The organism is Pseudomonas marincola (assembly GCF_900116605.1).
In the GTDB taxonomy this organism is placed as follows: domain Bacteria; phylum Pseudomonadota; class Gammaproteobacteria; order Pseudomonadales; family Pseudomonadaceae; genus Aquipseudomonas; species Aquipseudomonas marincola.
Map to the genome: position 1 here is coordinate 116,055 of NZ_FPBC01000002.1, position 19,415 is coordinate 135,469.

Sequence of the window (19,415 nt, forward strand, 5' to 3'; positions counted from 1 at the left end):
CAGACCATGCTTAATATTTTTTGCCCTCACTGCGGTGAAACGCGCTCTGAAGAAGAGTTTCACGCACACGGCCAGGCGCACATTGTGCGGCCGGAAAATCCAGCCGAGTGCAGCGATGAAGAGTGGGGCGACTACATCTTCTTCCGCGATAACCCACGCGGCATTCACCACGAATTGTGGGTGCACTCAGGCGGTTGTCGTAAGTTTTTCAACGCCACGCGACACACCGTGACGTACGAGATTTATGAAACTTACAAGATCGGTGAGAAGCCCAGCGTTACCGAGGCCAGCGTTGCTGCCGCTAAAGCGAGCGCTCAAGGAGTCACGGCATGAGCCAAGTTAATCGTCTAACCAATGGCGGCCGGATTGACCGCAGCCAGCCCTTGAATTTCAGCTTCAATGGCCAGTCGTATCAAGGCTTCGCCGGTGACTCACTGGCCGCTGCGTTACTGGCCAATGGCGTGGATATTGTCGGGCGTAGTTTCAAGTACTCCCGTCCGCGCGGGATTGTCGCGGCGGGGAGCGAAGAGCCAAACGCCATCCTGCAAATCGGTTCGACCGAAGAAGCGCAAATCCCTAACGTGCGGGCGACTCAGCAAGCGCTTTACTCCGGTTTGGTGGCGACCAGCACCAACGGCTGGCCGAGTGTTAATACCGACATGATGGGGATTCTCGGTAAGGTCGGCGGCAAGATGATGCCCCCCGGTTTTTACTACAAAACCTTCATGTATCCGCAGAACCTGTGGCTGACGTACGAAAAGTACATCCGTAAAGCCGCAGGGCTGGGCCGTGCGCCGACAGAAGTTGACCCCGACAGTTACGACTACCTCAATCAGCATTGTGATGTGTTGGTGGTAGGCGCGGGGCCTGCGGGTTTGGCCGCTGCACTGGCGGCAGGTCGCAGTGGCGCGCGGGTGATTCTGGCGGACGAGCAGGAAGAGTTTGGCGGCAGCTTGCTCGACACGCGTGAACTGCTGGACGGCAAGCCTGCAGCCGAGTGGGCAGCCGAGGCGCTGGCTGAGCTGCAAGGCATGCCAGAAGTCACCTTGTTGCTGCGCGCGACAGTGAATGGCTATCACGACCATAACTTCTTGACGATTCATCAGCGCATGACCGATCACATCGGTGAAGTCGCGCCGATGGGCATGGTGCGTCAGCGCATGCACCGGGTACGTGCCAAGCGTGTGGTGCTGGCGACCGGTGCGCATGAGCGCCCGCTGGTTTACGCCAACAACGATGTGCCTGGCAATATGCTCGCGGGCGCTGTGTCGACCTATGTGCGCCGTTACGCGGTGCTGCCCGGTCGCAAGCTGGTGCTTTCAACCAACAACGATTACGCCTACCGCGTGGTGCTGGACTGGCTCGACGCTGGCCAGCAAGTGGTTGCCGTGGCAGATGCGCGGACTAACCCGCGTGGCACCTGGGTTGAGCAGGCGCGCGCACGCGGTGTGCGGATTTTAACTGGCAGCGCCGTGGTTGAAGCGCGCGGCAGCAAGCGTGTTGATGCGGCGCGGATCTGTGCGATCGATGTGGCCAAGCATAAAGTCACCAGCTCGGGTGAAGTTCTTGATTGCGATTTGATCGTTAGCTCCGGGGGCTACAGCCCAGTGGTTCATCTGGCATCGCATCTGGGTGGGCGACCAACATGGCAGGCCGACTTGCTGGCATTTGTGCCGGGCGAAGGCTTGCAAAAGCGTGTGTGCGCCGGGGCGGTGAAAGGCGTTTTTGCATTGGGCGACACGCTGGCAGATGGTTTTGAAGCGGGTGTGATGGCCGCTGCCGAAGTCGGCTTTGACGCCGCTGTTGGCACGCTGCCAAGCGTTGAGCAACTCAACGAGGAAGCGACGGTTGCGCTGTTCCAAGTACCGCACGATAAATCGACCGCGCGCGCCCCTAAGCAGTTTGTCGACTTCCAGAATGACGTCACTGCAGCCGGTATCGAGCTGGCAACCCGTGAAGGCTTTGAGTCGGTTGAGCACGTTAAGCGCTACACCGCGCTCGGCTTTGGAACCGATCAGGGCAAGCTCGGCAATATCAATGGCCTGGCGATTGCTGCACGCTCACTGGGCATCAGCATCGAGCAAATGGGCACCACCATGTTCCGGCCTAACTACACGCCGGTGACATTCGGCGCGGTTGCTGGCCGCCATTGCGGTGCGTTGTTTGAGCCAAAGCGTTACACCGCGATGCATGCGTGGCACGTTGCCAACGGCGCTGAGTTTGAAGATGTCGGCCAGTGGAAGCGGCCGTGGTACTTCCCGAAAAATGGTGAAGACCTGCACGCGGCTGTCGCACGTGAGTGCCTGGCTGTGCGCAATGCTGTGGGCATTCTTGACGCCTCGACGCTGGGCAAGATTGATATTCAGGGCCCTGATGCCCGTGAGTTTCTCAATCGTGTGTACACCAACGCGTGGACCAAACTGGATGTCGGCAAAGCCCGTTACGGTTTGATGTGCAAAGAAGACGGCATGGTCTTCGACGACGGTGTAACGGCGTGTCTGGCGGACAACCACTTTCTGATGACCACCACCACCGGTGGCGCGGCGCGGGTTCTCGACTGGCTGGAGCTTTATCACCAGACCGAATGGCCGGATCTGAAAGTGTATTTCACCTCGGTGACCGATCACTGGGCGACGATGACGCTGTCCGGCCCGAACAGCCGCAAGCTGCTGGCGGAAGTCACGGATATCGACCTCGATAAAGACGCGTTCCCGTTTATGGCGTGGAAAGAAGGCGAAGTCGGCGGTGTACCGGCGCGGGTCTTCCGGATCTCCTTCACTGGTGAGTTGAGCTACGAGGTCAACGTGCAGGCGGATTACGCCATGGGCGTTTGGCAGAAGATTATCGAAGCAGGCAAAAAGCACGGTCTTACGCCTTATGGCACTGAAACCATGCACGTTTTGCGGGCCGAGAAAGGCTTCATCATTGTCGGCCAGGATACCGATGGTTCGGTCACGCCGGACGACCTCAACATGAGCTGGTGTGTGGGCCGCAACAAGCCGTTTTCATGGATCGGTTTGCGCGGTATGAATCGTCAGGATTGCGTGCGCGAGCAGCGTAAACAACTGGTGGGGCTAAAACCGGTTAATCCTCAGCAGATATTGCCTGAAGGTGCGCAGCTGGTCTTTGACCCGAAGCAGGCGATACCGATGACCATGGTCGGCCACGTCACCTCCAGCTACATGAGTGCTGCGTTGGGCTACTCGTTTGCAATGGCGATGGTTAAAGGCGGTTTGCAACGCATTGGCGAGCGGGTGTTTGCGCCCCTGGTCGATGGCAGCGTGATTGAAGCCGAAATTGTCAGCTCCGTATTTTATGACCCGAAAGGGGAACGCCAGAATGTCTAACGTCAATGTCTACCAACAGCGCCCGGCAGATGCCAAGGCCGAGTCGCCGCTGTTTCACGCCAGCCTGCATGAGTTGGTCGGCAAAGGGCCGACCGATGCCGGTGTAACGCTGACTGAGAAAAAACTGCTGGGCCACCTCACCTTGCGTGGCGATGGCAAAGATCCGGCTTTTGCCGAGGCCGTGCACAGTGCTCTGGGTATGGAGTTGCCGGGTGCGCTGAGCGTGGTCAGCCACGGCGGGGCGTCCTTGCAATGGCTGTCTCCGGATGAGTGGCTGCTGATTGTGCCGAGCGGTGAAGAACTCGCCGCCGAGCAGAAATTGCGTGAGGCGCTGGCGGGGCAACACATCTCGATCATCAATGTCAGCGGAGGCCAAACCTTGCTGGAGCTTCGCGGCAAGAACGTGCGCGAGGTGTTGATGAAGTCGACTTCGTACGACGTCCATCCGGGCAACTTCCCCGTGGGTAAAGCCGTGGCTACACACTTCGCCAAAGCGCAGTTGGTGATTCGTCACAGCGCTGAAGATACCTGGGAGTTGGTCATTCGCCGCAGCTTCTCTGACTACTTCTGGCTTTGGCTGCAAGATGCCAGCGCTGAGTACGGCCTGAGTATCGTCGAATAATCAGTTGTATTGATGCTGTGATTAATACGCCTTGCAGGGCCGCCCGAATCGGGTGTGTGCCTTGCAGGGAGTGCTGTTGAGCGCAGGGAGAGTGTAATGAGCCGAACCCCGGATACATGGATTTTGACAGCGCAATGCCCAAGCGTGCTCGGCACGGTGGACGCGCTGACACGGTTCTTGTTTGAGCAAGGTTGTTATGTCACCGAACACCATTCGTTCGATGACCGGTTGTCGTCGCGGTTTTTTATTCGCATTGAGTTTCGCCAGCCCGATGGTTTTGACGAGCAGGCGTTTCGTGCTGATTTGGCGCAACGCAGTGCCGCCTTCGAGATGCAAACCGAGCTGACTCCGCCCGCGTATCGGGCCAAGGTTGTGCTGATGGTGTCCAAATCGGATCACTGCCTGAATGACTTGCTCTATCGTCAGCGCATTGGCCATTTGTCGATGGAGGTGGTGGCGGTGATTTCCAATCACCCTGATTTGGAACCGCTGGCACGCTGGCATGAGATTCCGTATTACCACTTCCCGCTGGACCCCAACGATAAACCTGCGCAAGAGCGCAAAGTGCTGGAGGTTATCGAGCAAACCGGTGCTGAGTTGGTGGTGCTTGCGCGCTATATGCAGGTGCTGTCGCCGGAGTTATGCCGCAAGCTCGATGGCTGGGCGATCAATATTCATCACTCGCTGCTGCCCGGCTTCAAGGGCGCCAAGCCTTATCATCAGGCGTATCAGAAGGGGGTGAAGTTGGTCGGTGCGACCGCGCATTACATCAACAACGACCTCGACGAAGGCCCGATCATTGCGCAAGGCGTTGAGACCGTTGATCACGCGCATTATCCCGAAGACCTGGTTGCCAAAGGCCGTGATATTGAATGCCTGACGTTGGCCAAGGCGATTGGTTATCACCTTGAGCGGCGCGTCTTTCTTAATCAAAACCGCACAGTCGTGCTTTAACGCGGCTGGCACTGTATGGCCCTGCATAAGCAGGTTTCACACTGCCCAGAGGTTCATGTGATGGCACGCTGCGTCGTTACCTGACCTCTTTGTGAATGCTTCATCACCTTAAAGGAGCCTCTGAAAAGCCAGCGACAGGCGCCAAGCCCTTAGATGCGCAATCTCTGGCTCAGTAGTTTTTGGACGTTCCGTAAATGCTCCAGTGCAAGGCTGCGTGGCCGCCGGCTGCGCCTTTGTTCCGACAACAACAAGGAGAGCAAGCGATGTCTGATAATCGTGGTGTGGTGTATCTCGGTGCTGGCAAGGTCGAGGTGCAGAATATCGATTACCCGAAAATGCAGGACCCGCGCGGCAAGAAGATCGAGCACGGGGTCATCCTCAAAGTGGTATCCACCAACATTTGCGGCTCCGACCAGCACATGGTGCGCGGCCGTACCACGGCGCAGGTCGGCCTGGTGTTGGGCCACGAGATTACCGGTGAGGTGATCGAGAAAGGGCGCGATGTTGAGCATCTGAATATTGGCGATCTGGTGTCTGTGCCGTTCAACGTCGCGTGTGGCCGTTGCCGCAGCTGTAAAGAGCAGCACACCGGTGTTTGCTTAACCGTGAATCCGGCGCGTGCGGGTGGCGCATACGGCTATGTCGACATGGGCGACTGGACCGGTGGTCAGGCGAATTACGTGTTGGTGCCTTACGCCGACTTCAACCTGCTGAAACTTCCGGATCGCGACAAGGCGATGGAGAAAATCCGCGATCTGACCTGTCTTTCAGACATTCTGCCGACGGGCTATCACGGTGCTGTTACCGCAGGCGTTGGCCCCGGCAGTACGGTCTATGTTGCCGGTGCGGGGCCTGTGGGCCTGGCGGCTGCGGCGTCTGCGCGCTTGCTGGGTGCGGCGGTGGTGATTGTCGGTGATGTGAATCCGGTGCGGTTGGCCCACGCCAAGGCGCAGGGTTTCGAGATTGCCGACTTGTCCAAAGACACCCCGTTGCACGAGCAAATTGCCGACCTGCTCGGTGAGCCGGAAGTAGATTGCGCCGTCGATGCGGTTGGCTTCGAGGCGCGTGGTCACGGCCATGCCGGCGCGCAGCAGGAGGCACCGGCAACGGTACTCAACTCGCTGATGGGCGTTGTTCGGGTTGCCGGTAAAATTGGTATTCCCGGCCTGTATGTCACCGAAGATCCGGGCGCGGTGGACGCAGCGGCCAAAATTGGCAGCCTGAGCATTCGTTTCGGTCTGGGCTGGGCCAAGTCGCACAGCTTCCACACCGGGCAAACGCCGGTGATGAAGTACAACCGCCAACTGATGCAGGCGATTATGTGGGACCGCATCAACATCGCCGAAGTGGTGGGCGTGCAAGTAATCAGCCTCGATCAGGCGCCACAGGGTTATGGCGAATTCGATGCCGGTGTGCCGAAGAAATTCGTTATTGATCCGCATCGCATGTTCAGCGCTGGCTGATTCAACCCGTAAGCGAACGTAGCTTTTGCAAAGCTCACCCGTGCACACTGCGTGTGAGCTTTGCTTTTTTAGCGCGGTTGCAGCTCCTCTCGAATCGCGTGAATGCGCGCATCCTTATCGCGCCACAGCTGTGACACCCACTCCTGCATCCATTGGCGAAATTGCTCGTCGTTCTGGTAGTCGCCCTGCCACAGGGCCGGATCCAGTGGATAAGTCTGAATATCGACAATCACCCGTGGCACCTGGCCGCTGATCAACGCCCAGAAGCCCGGCACTTTATCGCCCGGATAAACCACGGTCACATCCAGCACCGCATCCAGTTGCTCACCCAATGCGGCGAGCACAAAGGCCATGCCTCCGGCTTTGGGCTTGAGCAGGTATTTGTAGGGCGATTGCTGCTGAATCTGTTTGGCGCGGGTGCAGCGCGTGCCTTCCAGATAATTGACGATGGTCACCGGCAGGTCTTTGAACTTCTCGCAGGCACGGCGGGTAATCGCCAGGTCTTCGCCTTTGCGCTCCGGGTGTTTCTCCAGATAGGCCTTGGAGTAACGCCGCATGAACGGATAGTCGAGCGCCCAGAAGGCCAGCCCGAGAAAGGGGATCCAGATGAGTTGCTGCTTGAGAAAGAACTTGAAGTAGGGCGTCTTGCGGTTGAATGCCTGAATCAACGCCGGAATATCAACCCACGACTGATGGTTGCTGATGACCAGATACGAGGTGGTTTTGCGCAGCTCAACCGGGCAACGGATATCCCATTGGGTCGGCAGAATGCAGGCGAATATGATTTTGTTGATCTCCGCCCATGTTTCTGCAACCCACATCACACCGCGCGAGCATGCAGCTTTCAGCGCTATGCCGGGCAGGAGAAACTTGCCCATGGCGATCAACAGCAACGGGCCAATCAGAATCAAGGTGTTCAGCAGTAACAGCAGGGTGACGGTCAGGCCGGTCAGTAGTCGGCGCATGATGGCTCCTCAAGTGCGGGACCTGTGCATATTAAGCAGACGATTGGCTTCGTCCAAGTTATGCTGAACTATCGGTTAATTGTCGGACGAGCCGTTGGGCATTGCTCCGCTTCAGTCTGTATAAAGTGGTCTACAAAAAACGCTGTTTCGAGAACAGGCAATTATGTTGAAGCGCATATCGGTAGCGGACGTGCGTGTCGGTATGTACATCCAGGCCTTCTGTGGCAGTTGGGTTGACCATCCGTTCTGGAAGAAAAGTTTCTTACTGGAATCCGACAAGGATCTGCAACGTATCTACGCCAGTAAAGTTGAGGAATTGCTGATTGATATCAGCAAGGGGCTCGACTGTGCCGCTGCACCTGTCGAAACGCCGCAGCTGGAACCTGAACCAGTTACGCCGGCACCTGTAGCCAAGGCCGAGGAAGAAGCAGCACCGGCTACGCAAGACAACGAAGACTACAGCCCGGCGCCGTTCTCCGACGAGATCAGGCGTGCCGCCCTGATCTGTGAGCGTTCCAAGCAGGCGGTTATCGACATGTTCGCCGATGTGCGGATGGGCCGCGCACTGCAAGCGGAGCAGGCCGATAACCTGGTCAAGGAAATTACCGCCTCGGTTATTCGCCACCCCGGCGCCATTATCAGTTTGGCGCGGCTGAAAAATGCTGACGAATACACCTACATGCACTCCGTTGCCGTGTGTGCGCTGATGGTCGCGTTGGCGCGTCAGCTGAATTTTGAGCTGGATCAGATTCGCGAAGCCGGGCTTGCCGGATTGCTTCACGACATCGGCAAAATGGCGGTCGCGCAAAACGTCCTCAACAAACCGGGGAAACTCTCCGAAGAAGAGTTTGAGGCCGTTAAAGCGCACCCGATTCTGGGCGGCCAGATATTGCTGGAAAACAAGCAGATCAGTGCGCTGGCGCTGGATGTTTGCATGCATCACCACGAGAAATACGACGGCACGGGTTATCCACACGGCCTGCAAGGTGAGCAGATCAGCGTCATGGCGCGAATGGGCGCCATCTGCGATGTGTATGACGCCGTCACCTCTAATCGTGCCTACAAAAAGGCATGGGACCCGGCCACCTCAATCAGCCGCATGGCCAGCTGGAAAGGCCACTTCGACGAGATGATGTTCCACGCCTTCGTCAAGGCGGTGGGGATTTATCCGATTGGCTCGCTGGTGCGCTTGCAGAGTGGTCGTCTTGGCGTGGTGCTGGAGCAGGGCGAGGGTTCGCTGCTGGCGCCCAAGGTCAAGGTTTTCTACTCAGCGGAAACCCGGATGCCGATTATCCAGCAAACCATTGATCTGGCTGAGACCCCGGCGCGCGATAAAATTATTAGCCGTGAAGCCCCCGAAAAATGGGGCTTTCGCAACCTTGAAGCACTCTGGTTGGATCTTCCCGCCACTCCTGTCTGAGGCAAAAAAGCTGAACCAATCGAATCGAGACGAGTCCGAAACCGTGAATTTAAGGAGGAGTACTTGGTTTGAGAAGTTTAATTGCATTGATCGCGTTAGTTGCACTGCCAGTGATGGCGAACGAACCAGCCAGTGACCCAACTTTGTACGGCCGTTACGAGTATGTTGCTGTGCCTCAGGTTGGCCAGACCTTTAAAGCCAAAATGGATACCGGCGCGATGACCTCATCGCTCTCGGCCAAGGACATCGAGCGCTTCAAGCGCGATGGCGATGACTGGGTGCGTTTTCGTCTGGCAACAAAAGATGCTGATCCAACCCTTTTCGAGCAACCGCTGACGCGCGTCGCGCTGATCAAGAACCGTGCAGAAGAGGGTGATGAACCCAACAGCAGCCCGACTATGGCTGAGCGGCCGGTGATTGATATGGAAATTTGCGTGGGCAACGAGTCACGCACCATTGAGGTCAATCTGGCGGATCGCAGTCACTTCGATTATCCGCTGCTGATTGGTGCGGCCGCCATGCGCAAGCTCGGTGCCGCGGTGAATCCTGCGCAGCGCTATACCGCCGAGCGTCCAGAGTGCTGAGTTGAGCGGAGCATTCGATTGGCTTGATCTATTCGGGGCGCTGTCTGATGACCGCGCCCCGATTGTATCCACGGTATTTATGCACGCCGTGATTGAACGGCTCGCCTGCACGGGTGCCGGATTATTGCTAGGCTCAGATTGATGTTTTGGCATACAAGGATGCTGTGCATGCAATTGGGGTGGCTTATTCACGGCTGGACTAATGGGGGTTGAGTCCGGGCAGGCAGATCGCCTGCGAATCATCTGCTGGCTCCGACTGGCCATTTTGAGTGCTGTGGCAGGTGGCTTGCTCGCATGCACCAATCAGGAAGTTTCACTGCATAAAGTCGCCAAGACCGACATCGACATGGTGCACGATCTGCACTGGAAGACTGTCGACCAGCGGCTCACGGTATTAATGGGTAAGCTCTATGAGCGTAATCCGGATGAGCTGCATAAAACCCCGAACGCGACGATTCTTTCACGGCAAAAACTGCTCTGGAGCACGCCGCTAAATCGTCAGACCTCCTACCTCGGTGTCGATGAACTCAGGGCGATGGATCTGGCGCTTGATCCCAATTTCCCGGGCGACCGCGTGTATGCAGTGATGGCCGGGCTGCGCGGCATGCTCAGCCGTTCCTACGACTATAAAGACGACTTCTACCTGTTCGACACGCTCGACCAGCAGGCGCTGTACAACAGCGCGCGTAATGTCGAAATTCTGGTGTGGCGGCTCAAGCACCGGCTGGATGCCAAGGGCGCTCGCCTTCTGTTCACTAACGGTTTTGACAAACCGCCTTATAACCTCAGTTATGAGCGTCTTTTCGGCAAGATCATCGCTTATCAGGACATGATGGCAATCATCACCTCCGAGCGTACCCAGCGCGGAATAAATTATGCGACGCACAGCATATTGCGCATGGCTTTCCTGCCGATATAAATCCTAGCGGGCTTTATCCGCGCTGATCAGTGCGGGTCAGCAGGTGGCCGCGTAGCTTTTGTTAGAACCTAACCTATGCCGCGCATGCGTTAAAACATGCATTAAAGTGTTTTGAGGTATCCCCATGACCGCAGTACTCAAGCCGGGTGTGAACCTGCTCGAACGATTTAGCTTTGCCCGCAAGTTTCAATTATTAGCCGTGCTGTTCATTCTGCCGCTGGCCTACGCCTCATGGACGCTCTGGGACGAGTACCGGGCAGGGCAGCAGTTGATGGACCGGCAGATCAATGGCCTGCATGACATCAATGCGCTGGCCAAGGTGCAGCGTGAAGTGTTGGCTCAGCGTACGCTTTTAGCACGCTGGAAAGGCACAGACACGCCGGCGCAGGCCTTGTTGAGCAGCCGCGAGGCTCAGCTCGATGAAAGCCTCAAAAATGCCAGTGAGCAACTGAACAGTGCTGCGCTGTCGAAGCAGGCGCGCGAGTTGCTGAGCAGTTTGCAGGCGGACCGAAAGGGGATTTCTGTGGCTGCGTTGTCAGGCATTTCGTTGCCCGATGCGTTGGTGCAATATCAGAAAACCTTGCAGCAATTAACCGCTTTGCGTGAGCAGATTGCCACCGACAGCGGGCTGATTCTCGACCCGCATCTGGACACCTATCTGATGATGGAACAGCTGACGTTTACCCTGCCGCGGCTGTTGGAAAATCTCTCCAGTTTTGCCAGCCGTGGTTATGGCGCCGTGGTGTCCGAGCACTTCACGTTGCAAAGTCGGGTGGGCATTCGCGATTTGCGCAGCAGCCTCGATGAGTCGAATGCGCAACTGCTCAAGGCGCGAAATTCGCTCGCGCAAATTGCCCCGGAGTCGATGAATACATTGCAAGCGCCGTTCAATAATGTCGAGCAGGGTTTGCAGGTGTTCCTCAAGGAAATTGACCGCGACATGTTCGATGCCAATCCGATGACATTGACGCCTGCGCAATTCATTCAGCGTATCGACGTGCTGGAGCAACTTCTGCAAGGCCTGCAGCAGGCGCAGTTTGAGCAGTCCGAACAGAGTCAGGGAGCCTATCGCAGCGCCGCGCAAATCAGGATGCTCAACGTGGCGCTGATTTTTGCCCTGCTCACACTGGCCGCGCTTTATGTGCTGGCGTGCCTGAATTGGTCGATCCGTCGTGGTGCGCGCGAGATTATTGAGGCGGCGCAAGGCCTGCGTGACGGCGATATGCGCGTGCACATGCAAACTTATGGTGAGGACGAGCTGGCGCAAATTTCATCTGCGCTGAACACCGCAATCGTGCAACTGCGCGGCTCGCTGCAAGGGGTTAATGATGAAACCCAGGGCATTGGCGGCACCGTAAAACTGCTTAATCAGGAGTCTCAAACGGCCTTGCAGGCGGTTGAGCAACAGCAAGGTCAAATGAGCCAGATTGCTGCTGCGGCAACCCAGATGGCGGCTACCGCGCAGAGTGTTGCGCAAAGCTGTGAGGAGGCCGCAGTCGAAGCAGAGCAAACGCGCGAAGTGGCCAACCAGAGTAATCAGCGCAGCGAGCGAACCAGTGCCAGCATGCGCCAACTCAGCTCGCGCCTGGGTGAAAGCTCGGCGACCCTGAAGCAATTGCAGCAGCAGACCGAGCAGATCACCCGCGTGGTGGATGTGATTCGCGGCATTGCCGAGCAAACCAATCTGCTCGCCCTCAACGCTGCAATTGAAGCGGCGCGGGCTGGCGATCAGGGCCGCGGCTTTGCGGTGGTCGCTGATGAGGTGCGCAACCTGTCGCAGCGTACTCAGAACTCCACGCAAGAGATCGCTCAGACGGTTGCGGATTTACACAAAGTGGTTGGCGAGTCGGTGGATATGATGGATCAGGCCGTGGCTCAGGCTGAGGGCGATGTCAGCAGCGTTCTGGCCATGAGTGATGACCTCAATGGGATCGTCGAGTCGGTCCAGCGGGTCAGCGATCGGCTGGCGCAAATTGCCACGGCAGCTGAGGAGCAGGCCGCAACCGCCGATGAAGTCAGCGGCAACATCCAGCAGGTCGATCAGGCGGCCAGTGCCTTGCTCGACGGCGCGCAGGCGGTCAATCAGGCCTCGGAGCAATTGCGCTTGGGCAGTCAGGGCTTGTCGCAAAATACCGGCCGCTTCCGCCTCGGCTAACCCGCCAGCGAACTTGCCAACCTTGGTTTGAGCAGATTGTTTGAGCAAGCTTTAAGCCGGCACGGCGTTGGTTACCGTGCCGGCTCATTTGCTGACTACTGGCCGGCGCCTCCAATCCGCGCGAGGCGCTCCGTATTCGATAGCCTGGCCTCTACTTATGCCGGCGGCTGGGACTTGCTTAGGGAGTCACGCTGGCTGACTTCGCTGTACCAGCTTGCGAGGTTGGGGAAACGCTCACGCCATGCCAGTTGCGGTTGGCGGAAATCCAAATAGCCGAGCGCGCAGGCAAGGCTGATCGTGGCGATATCAAATGTGTTCAGTACGCCCGTATCGGCTTGTGCTTCGAACTCGCCCAGCGCGCGTTCAATTTTGGCTTGCTGGCCTTCGAGCCACTGCGGCCAGTGCAGTTCTTCCGGGCGCAGGGCCGTCTCGTAACGGATCAAAACCGCCGCATCAAGTATGGCGTCTGCCAGCGATGCCAGCGTCAGTCGTTGCCAGCGCTGCGGGCCGCTGCGTGGAATAACCGGCTCGCCGCTGTGCTGGTGATCGAGGTAGTCGAGAATCACCCGGCTGTCATGCAGGGTGTCGCCGCTAGTGAGTTGCAGCGCCGGAATTTTGCCTGAGGGATTGCGCGCGACAACGTCGCTGTTCGGAGCAACCGGGCTCAGTTGCACGTTGTGTAAATCAACTTTCTGCAGCTGCCCTGTTTCGTGCAACAGCACCATGATCTTGCGCACGAAGGGCGATGCGGGCGAGTAAAACAGAGTCATGTTGTTGCTGGGCATTTGTTCAACTCCATATTTTTTGAGCGTTGCATCACGTTTCGTGAAGATAAATCGAGCGGCGCCGTATACGACCTTGGTCGAGAGTCTACGCCTACCTTGGCTGCTTGTGCCTCTGCATGCCCCATAAACCGTGAGGCCTGCGCTGCGCCGGGGCGGCACTCGACCAAAGTCTCACTAGCGCTCGCTGTGGGTACTGCTAAGTTTTGACTGTCAAAACAACAAAAACAATTGAGGAGAACCTCACATGTCTGGGTCTAAGGAAGAGGCTGCCAAAGCCTATTGGAAAGATAACCTGCGGCTGATGTTGTGGCTGCTGGTGGTCTGGTTCGTGGTGTCATTCGGCTGTGGTGTTCTGTTCGTGCATGAACTCAACGCCATCCAGTTCTTCGGCTTCCCTCTGGGATTCTGGTTTGCCCAGCAAGGGTCTATCTACGTATTTGTGGCGATGATTTTCTTCTATGTCTGGAAGATGAATCAGTACGACCGCAAGCACGACGTCCACGAAGAATAAGGCGCCGAGAATGGATACCCAAACTCTGATCTACCTGTTTGTCGGCGCAACCTTTGCGCTGTACATCGGTATCGCGATCTGGACCCGTGCCGGGTCTACCAGCGAATACTACGTTGCCAGCAAAGGCGTTCACCCAGTCCTCAATGGTATGGCCACCGGTGCAGACTGGATGTCGGCTGCCTCGTTCATCTCGATGGCGGGGATTATCTCGTTCACCGGTTTCGACGGTAGCGTGTACCTGATGGGCTGGACCGGCGGCTATGTGCTGTTGGCCATGTGCCTGGCCCCGTACCTGCGCAAGTTCGGCAAATTCACCGTACCGGAGTTCATCGGCGAGCGTTACTACTCGCAGACAGCTCGCGTGGTGGCGGTAATCTGCGTGATCTTTATCTCGTTCACCTACGTTGCTGGCCAGATGCGCGGCGTTGGCATCGTCTTCTCGCGTTACCTTGAAGTCGACATCAACACCGGTGTAATCATCGGCATGTGCATCGTGTTCTTCTACTCCGTACTCGGCGGTATGAAGGGCATTACCTACACTCAGGTTGCGCAGTATTGCGTGATGATCTTCGCCTACATGGTGCCTGCGATCTACATCTCGATGCTGATCACCGGTAACCCGATCCCGCAGCTGGGCTTTGGTAGCGAAGTTATCGGCACTGGCCAATCGGTGCTTGAGCGCCTGAATGGTCTGGGCACTGAGCTGGGCTTTGGCGTTTACACCGATGGCAGCAAGTCGACTATCGACGTGTTCTTCATCACCATGGCGCTGATGGTTGGTACTGCCGGTCTGCCACACGTAATTGTGCGCTTCTTCACCACCCCAACCGTGCGTGCAGCGCGTCTGTCTGCCGGTTATGCACTGCTGTTCATCGCGATTCTGTACACCACCGCTCCGGCTGTTGCTGCGTTTGCGCGCACCAACCTGCTGACCAGCATTCCAGGTGTTGAATATGTTAATGCACCGCAGTGGGTGAAAAACTGGGAGAAATCCGGTCTGATCGCCTGGCTCGACAAGAACGGCGACGGCAAGATCCAGTACGGCCCAGGCGCTCCATTCGCAGGTGCTCCAACCTTCTCGGCTGAAGCCGGTGCTCACGGTGAGCGTCAAGTCACCAACGCGCCGACCGATGCTGCAACCGAGCTCTACGTAGACCGCGACATCATGGTATTGGCCAACCCGGAAATTGCTGATCTGCCGGGCTGGGTAATTGCACTGATTGCGGCGGGTGGTCTGGCGGCTGCGCTGTCTACCGCTGCAGGTTTGCTGCTGGTTATCTCGACCTCTATCTCGCACGACTTGCTGAAGAGCAACATGATGCCAAACATCAGCGAGAAGCAAGAGCTGCTGGCCGCGCGTGTCGCTGCAGGTGTGGCGGTTGTGGTTGCTGGTCTGTTCGGGATTTATCCGCCAGCGTTCGTGGCGCAAGTGGTGGCATTCGCCTTCGGCCTTGCCGCGGCATCGTTCTTCCCGGCCATCGTCATGGGGATTTTCTCCAAGAAGATGAACAAGGAAGGCGCTATCGCCGGTATGGTTGTCGGCCTCACGTTCACCTTCAGCTACATCGTTTACTACAAGTTCATCAACCCAACTGCCGGTGCTGCTGACTGGTGGTTCGGTATCTCGCCAGAAGGCATTGGTACCCTGGGCATGATCTTCAACTTCGTTGTAGCGGTTGCGGTGGCCTCCGTCACCAGCGCTCCACCAGAGCGTATCCAGCACCTGATCGAAGACATCCGTGTTCCTCGTGGTGCCGGTGCTGCAATCGATCACTAAGTTGTAATGCACTAAGCACAACGCCCCGATTATCGGGGCGTTGTCGTTTCTGGCGGTTAGTAGTGGGCGCTGTGCTTCAACGTTTCAACAGTGGCCAGCAGCCCAGTAACGCCGGGATTCCCAGACCGACCCAGGCGACGGTATCCCACAGGCCGTCACCCAGTAATGCGCTGATCAAACCTACCGCACTGAGCAGGCCGATAATAAGTGGCAAGGCAAATGTAGATTGACGCCAGTTCATGCGCGCACCTCGACGGCGTTGGCTCGCGCTGCTGAGCCATAGCGTTTTACCCACCACAGATACAGCCCGCTGAGCAGGACAATAATGGTCAGCACGTCGAGCACAGCCCAGAGGATTTGCATGGGGCGGCCGCCGTAGTCGCCGAAATGCAACGGTGACGACAAGGACAGCGCATCCATGTACCAGGGACGCTGGGCGACAGCCGTAACTTCGAGCGTGCGGGCGTCGATCAGAATCGTGGTCAACAGGTGCGACGTGAGGTGCGTGGAGCCTTTCATAAACACGCCGTAATGGTGCTCGCTGGAAAAGCGCGTGCCGGGAAATGCAATGAAGTCGGGCTGCATGCCAGGCGTGGCTTGTTTGGCGATGGCCAGCAAGTTATTGGCGGAGGCGCGTTCGGTCAGCGGCGGCGCATTGCGATAGGGTTCTACCAGCGCGCTCAGGGCATCATTGCGCCATGCGCTGATCAGAATATCGGCGCAGGCACTGATGACCCCCGTGGTTCCGACCACAATTGCCCAGGTTAGCGTGACGATGCCGATCAGGTTGTGCAGGTCGAGCCAGCGCGTGCGCGAGGATTTATCGCGGCGTACGGTGGCAAAATCGAGCCGGCGCATAAAGGGTGAGTAGAGCACCGCACCGGATACGCAGGCGATCACAAACAGCAGGCCCATAAAGGCCAGCAGCAATTTACCCGGCAAGCCGGCAAACATATCCACATGCAAACGCAGAATAAACATCAGCACACCACCGTTGGCGGCCGGCATGTCTATGGCTTCGCCTGTGCGTGCGTCGAGCATGAAGGTGTGTGAAGAGTTGGGTTCGGTGCCCGCCGTGGCGGCCATGATGAACACCACGCCATTGCTGTCTTCGTCGTCGTAACCGATGTATTGCACGACTTCGTGAGGGCGTTCGCGTTCGGATGCTTCCACCAGCTGTTGCAGGCTCAGATGCGGCGTATCCGCCGGCATTTCGCGCAACTCGGGCGCTTCGCCGAGCACGTGTTCAAGTTCGTGATGGAAGATCAGCGGCAAGCCGGTCAGGGCCAGCAGCAGTAAAAATACGGTGCAGATCAGGCTGGTCCAGGTGTGAACCTGTGACCAGCGTTTAATAGTGCGACTGCGCATAACAGGGAGTCCATTGGAGGAGGCGACCCGCTGGCAGCAGGTCGCCACTCAACTCAGAATTCGAGTTGAGCCGAGAAGGTCACGGTGCGAGGGGCGCCCAGGTACGAGCTGTTGAGCCAGTATTCCTTGTTGGCCAGGTTGCTGACATTGGCGCGCAGGGTCAGGTCGTTGTCGCTTGAGAAGGCAGTGCGGTAGCGCATGCCGGCATCAAATGTAGTGACCGATGGCAGGCTGTGGTTGTTGGCCTCGTCGGTGTACATTTTGCCGGTGTAGTAAATCCCACCAGTGAGTGCGACGCCTGGCAATGCACTCAACTCATATTCGTTGTACATCTTGGCGAATTGGCTGGCGACGTTGACCGGAGTCTGGCCTTCGTTGACGGCATTGTTCGACTCTTTAACTTCGGCATCGAGCACGGTAAGACCACCGACAACTGTCCACTGCGGCAGTGGTTTGCCGGTAACGCTCAGCTCCAGACCGGTGTTCTCCTGACGGCCGTCCTGGCTGAAGATGCGCGCCGAGTTGGTGTAGCTGTTGGGCTTCTCGATATTGAACAGCGCAGCGGTGAGCAAGACTTCACCAACGGTTGCTTTAACCCCCAGCTCATACTGCTCGCTGACTTCAGGGCCGAGTGCCTGGCCGGCATTGAGCGCAGTGCTTGGGGCAATGCCGCCTTCCTGAAGGCCTTCGATGTAGCTGGCGTAGGTGGTCAGCCAAGGGAGCGGCTTGTAGACCAGCGAGAAGTTCGGCGAGGTTTCGCTTTCTTTATAAGTGGTCGCGGTTTCGCCGTAACCAAATGCGTTGGCCCAGACGAAGTCGTTGCTGTAAGTCTCGATGGTGGTGCGGGTCAGGCCGACAATGGTCGACCACTGATCGTTGAAGGTGATGATGTCGCCGATCAGGAAGTTATCGCTTTTGCTACGGCTGGCGAGGCGCTGATCGCCGTTGCCAATGTTGTAGTTGGGCTTGTCTACCTGCGGGTGTTCAGTCAACGGCAGCTCAGGCGTGACTGAATTGTATTGCGGGCCAGGGTACGGAATGTGATCTTCGTAGTTGCGCACGCGCGCAACGTTGCCCTGATAACCGACGGTCAGCTTGTGGCCGGTAGTGGCGGTGTTGAACACCGAGTCGAGGAACAGGAAGCCCGAGGTTTCCTCGGTTTCGACCGGGGCGAATGCATACAGCGGCTGCGTGTACACACCGGCACTGTTAATTTCCGGTCCGGTGTAGGTGTATTCGTTTTCGTACTGGCTGTAACCCAATGCACCGCGCAGGGTGAAGGTGTCATCCAGACGCCAGTTGAAACGGCTGCCTACGCGGTCGTGCTCGCTGTCGGAGAACGCCCAGCGCTGGCTGTACAACTCGTCGTTATCCAGTTTGTCGGCATCCGGACGCAGGCCCTGATCGGCAAAATACCAGTAGCTGGTCAGGCCGCGCGTTTCACTTTTCTTGTGCGACGCATCGAACTGGACTAGCAGGTCGTCACTGACATTCCAGTCCAGCGCGAGGGAAATCATCTCGCGACGGTCTTTCTGCATCTCGATGGCGGTTTCACCGTCCTGTCCAAGCACGTTCAGGCGGTAGGCGAACACACCGGCTTCATCGATCGTGCCGCCGAAGTCGCCGTGCACGTAGTAGTTTTCGCCGCCAGCGTTGCCCAGCGTCACGCTGTTGTAGCGCTGATATGTCGGGCGCTTCAGCACATAGTTGACCAGGCCGCCGGGGTTGGCAGGGCCATAAAGAAAGCCGCTGAGACCGCTGAGAATCTCTACCTGCTGCATTTCTTCGATGTAGTTGCCGCCGTCGTAGCCAGTGCTGAAACGCAGGCCGTCGTTAGCGATGCTCAGGTTACCGGCGTCGCTGAAGCCGCGCATGCTCACCGAGCTGGCATAGCCTGCCGTGGTTGGCGAGCGCAACTGGGTTGATGGGTTGATCTTGAACACATCATCAATCGAGGTGGCCTGGATATTTTCCAGCAGATCATTGCTGATCACATTGACCGAGTATGGCGTGTCTTTGAGTGGCAGGCCGCCCAGCGCGCCGACGTTCTGCACGGCGTCATTGCGATAACCATCGGCTTCGCTGCCGGCGGTGAGTTGGCTGCCAGTCACGGTGACATCAGGCAGTGCAGCGGCATCGGTTGCTGCCGGGATTACGCTGTAGCTGCCCGCACTGCTGCGCTGCAATTGCAGGCCGCTGCCTTGCAGAGCGGCGTCCAACGCGCCGGTAGCGCTGAACTCGCCCTGTACAGGGCGCGACATCTTGTTGGCGGTGAGCGCCGGATCAACACTCAAGGCAATGCCCGCTTGTGCAGCAATGCTGTTCAGCGTGCTGCTCAGAGGCGCGGCAGGCAATTGATAGTTTTCGGCCATGGCCAGAGAACTGAAACCATTGAGGGCGAAAGCAGCCGCCAACAGGTGACGCTTTTGCAAAGGAGGGCGCAGCATTGTCAATTACTCCCAAAGGATAATCATAATCATTACCCTTGTTACCGAAGCAAAATTAAAAAGTGACAGGGCTGCTGCGCATTTTTTTCAAATTTTTT

16 protein-coding genes are annotated in these 19,415 nt (G+C 57.5%); 11 read left to right on the plus strand and 5 right to left on the minus strand.

The annotated features are described in order from the left end of the window. Nucleotides 1–6: 6 nt before the first annotated feature. From BM395_RS05060 to fdhA, 5 genes are all read left to right on the plus strand, one after another. The gene (locus tag BM395_RS05060; protein WP_069898182.1) at nt 7–333 is read left to right on the plus strand and encodes a sarcosine oxidase subunit delta; all 327 of its coding nucleotides are present in this window, start codon (nt 7–9) and stop codon (nt 331–333) included. Continuing rightward, nucleotides 330–3,347, plus strand: coding sequence for a sarcosine oxidase subunit alpha (locus BM395_RS05065; RefSeq protein WP_090509379.1), 3,018 nt, complete (start codon nt 330–332; stop codon nt 3,345–3,347). The genes BM395_RS05060 and BM395_RS05065 overlap by 4 nt, the downstream gene beginning before the upstream one ends. Then, the gene (locus BM395_RS05070) at nt 3,340–3,969 is read left to right on the plus strand and encodes a sarcosine oxidase subunit gamma (protein ID WP_090509383.1); all 630 of its coding nucleotides are present in this window, start codon (nt 3,340–3,342) and stop codon (nt 3,967–3,969) included. Before BM395_RS05065 ends, BM395_RS05070 begins: the two co-directional genes overlap by 8 nt. A gap of 96 nt (nt 3,970–4,065) precedes the next feature. Beyond that, nucleotides 4,066–4,923: a formyltetrahydrofolate deformylase gene (gene purU / locus BM395_RS05075; protein ID WP_090509385.1), complete on the plus strand. Its 858-nt coding sequence runs from the start codon at nt 4,066–4,068 to the stop codon at nt 4,921–4,923. Nucleotides 4,924–5,186: 263 nt separating this feature from the next. Then, complete coding sequence (gene fdhA / locus BM395_RS05080) at nt 5,187–6,386, plus strand: formaldehyde dehydrogenase, glutathione-independent (RefSeq protein WP_090509388.1); 1,200 nt, start codon at nt 5,187–5,189, stop codon at nt 6,384–6,386. A gap of 68 nt (nt 6,387–6,454) precedes the next feature. Here the strand turns inward: fdhA and BM395_RS05085 are convergent, their stop codons facing one another. Then, on the minus strand, nt 6,455–7,351 hold the full coding sequence (locus tag BM395_RS05085) for an acyltransferase (protein WP_090509391.1): 897 nt from the start codon (nt 7,349–7,351) through the stop codon (nt 6,455–6,457). Nucleotides 7,352–7,514: 163 nt separating this feature from the next. On the opposite strand from BM395_RS05085, the gene BM395_RS05090 reads away from it, so the two are divergent. The 4 genes from BM395_RS05090 to BM395_RS23925 all read left to right on the plus strand — a co-directional run bounded on the left by BM395_RS05090 (nt 7,515) and on the right by BM395_RS23925 (nt 12,429). Continuing rightward, a complete protein-coding gene (locus BM395_RS05090) occupies nt 7,515–8,771 on the plus strand; it encodes a cyclic di-GMP phosphodiesterase (protein WP_090509393.1) in 1,257 nt (418 codons plus the stop codon). A 68-nt stretch (nt 8,772–8,839) separates the two neighbouring features. Beyond that, entirely contained in the window at nt 8,840–9,355 is a 516-nt protein-coding gene (gene rloA2, locus BM395_RS05095; RefSeq protein WP_069898175.1) for a retropepsin-like aspartic peptidase RloA2, read from the plus strand. A 202-nt stretch (nt 9,356–9,557) separates the two neighbouring features. Further along, nucleotides 9,558–10,274, plus strand: a complete 717-nt coding sequence (locus BM395_RS05100; protein ID WP_090509396.1) for a hypothetical protein — start codon at nt 9,558–9,560, stop codon at nt 10,272–10,274. Between the two features lie 124 nt (nt 10,275–10,398). Next, nucleotides 10,399–12,429: a methyl-accepting chemotaxis protein gene (locus BM395_RS23925; protein ID WP_090509397.1), complete on the plus strand. Its 2,031-nt coding sequence runs from the start codon at nt 10,399–10,401 to the stop codon at nt 12,427–12,429. 155 nt (nt 12,430–12,584) lie between these two features. On the opposite strand, the gene BM395_RS05110 is transcribed toward BM395_RS23925, so the two are convergent. Then, nucleotides 12,585–13,214, minus strand: coding sequence for a glutathione S-transferase (locus tag BM395_RS05110; protein WP_090509400.1), 630 nt, complete (start codon nt 13,212–13,214; stop codon nt 12,585–12,587). 244 nt (nt 13,215–13,458) lie between these two features. Between BM395_RS05110 and BM395_RS05115 the strand changes: the two genes are divergently transcribed. Further along, nucleotides 13,459–13,725: a DUF4212 domain-containing protein gene (locus BM395_RS05115; protein ID WP_069898171.1), complete on the plus strand. Its 267-nt coding sequence runs from the start codon at nt 13,459–13,461 to the stop codon at nt 13,723–13,725. A 10-nt stretch (nt 13,726–13,735) separates the two neighbouring features. Then, nucleotides 13,736–15,502, plus strand: a complete 1,767-nt coding sequence (locus BM395_RS05120) for a sodium:solute symporter family protein (RefSeq protein WP_069898170.1) — start codon at nt 13,736–13,738, stop codon at nt 15,500–15,502. A gap of 76 nt (nt 15,503–15,578) precedes the next feature. Here BM395_RS05120 and BM395_RS23310 read toward each other — a convergent pair whose 3' ends face one another. From BM395_RS23310 to BM395_RS05130, 3 genes are read right to left on the minus strand one after another with little or no spacing between them, the layout of a single operon-like run. Further along, nucleotides 15,579–15,743 carry a hypothetical protein gene (locus BM395_RS23310; protein WP_170827712.1) on the minus strand — a complete coding sequence of 55 codons (165 nt, stop codon included), beginning with the start codon at nt 15,741–15,743 and terminating at the stop codon, nt 15,579–15,581. Beyond that, entirely contained in the window at nt 15,740–16,870 is a 1,131-nt protein-coding gene (locus BM395_RS05125) for a PepSY-associated TM helix domain-containing protein (protein ID WP_090509402.1), read from the minus strand. The genes BM395_RS23310 and BM395_RS05125 overlap by 4 nt, the downstream gene beginning before the upstream one ends. A 53-nt stretch (nt 16,871–16,923) precedes the next feature. Further along, nucleotides 16,924–19,317, minus strand: a complete 2,394-nt coding sequence (locus tag BM395_RS05130; RefSeq protein WP_090509405.1) for a TonB-dependent receptor — start codon at nt 19,315–19,317, stop codon at nt 16,924–16,926. Nucleotides 19,318–19,415: the final 98 nt, after the last annotated feature.

Coding starts and splice junctions, on each gene's coding strand:
- BM395_RS05100 (WP_090509396.1), top strand. CDS start 9,558: ATGGGGGTTGAGTCCGGGCAGGCAGATCGCCTGCGAATCATCTGCTGG.
- BM395_RS05110 (WP_090509400.1), bottom strand. CDS start 13,214: ATGCCCAGCAACAACATGACTCTGTTTTACTCGCCCGCATCGCCCTTC.
- BM395_RS05060 (WP_069898182.1), top strand. CDS start 7: ATGCTTAATATTTTTTGCCCTCACTGCGGTGAAACGCGCTCTGAAGAA.
- BM395_RS05065 (WP_090509379.1), top strand. CDS start 330: ATGAGCCAAGTTAATCGTCTAACCAATGGCGGCCGGATTGACCGCAGC.
- BM395_RS05090 (WP_090509393.1), top strand. CDS start 7,515: ATGTTGAAGCGCATATCGGTAGCGGACGTGCGTGTCGGTATGTACATC.
- BM395_RS05125 (WP_090509402.1), bottom strand. CDS start 16,870: ATGCGCAGTCGCACTATTAAACGCTGGTCACAGGTTCACACCTGGACC.
- BM395_RS23310 (WP_170827712.1), bottom strand. CDS start 15,743: ATGAACTGGCGTCAATCTACATTTGCCTTGCCACTTATTATCGGCCTG.
- BM395_RS05130 (WP_090509405.1), bottom strand. CDS start 19,317: ATGCTGCGCCCTCCTTTGCAAAAGCGTCACCTGTTGGCGGCTGCTTTC.
- BM395_RS05085 (WP_090509391.1), bottom strand. CDS start 7,351: ATGCGCCGACTACTGACCGGCCTGACCGTCACCCTGCTGTTACTGCTG.
- BM395_RS05120 (WP_069898170.1), top strand. CDS start 13,736: ATGGATACCCAAACTCTGATCTACCTGTTTGTCGGCGCAACCTTTGCG.
- BM395_RS23925 (WP_090509397.1), top strand. CDS start 10,399: ATGACCGCAGTACTCAAGCCGGGTGTGAACCTGCTCGAACGATTTAGC.
- purU (WP_090509385.1), top strand. CDS start 4,066: ATGAGCCGAACCCCGGATACATGGATTTTGACAGCGCAATGCCCAAGC.
- fdhA (WP_090509388.1), top strand. CDS start 5,187: ATGTCTGATAATCGTGGTGTGGTGTATCTCGGTGCTGGCAAGGTCGAG.
- BM395_RS05070 (WP_090509383.1), top strand. CDS start 3,340: ATGTCTAACGTCAATGTCTACCAACAGCGCCCGGCAGATGCCAAGGCC.
- BM395_RS05115 (WP_069898171.1), top strand. CDS start 13,459: ATGTCTGGGTCTAAGGAAGAGGCTGCCAAAGCCTATTGGAAAGATAAC.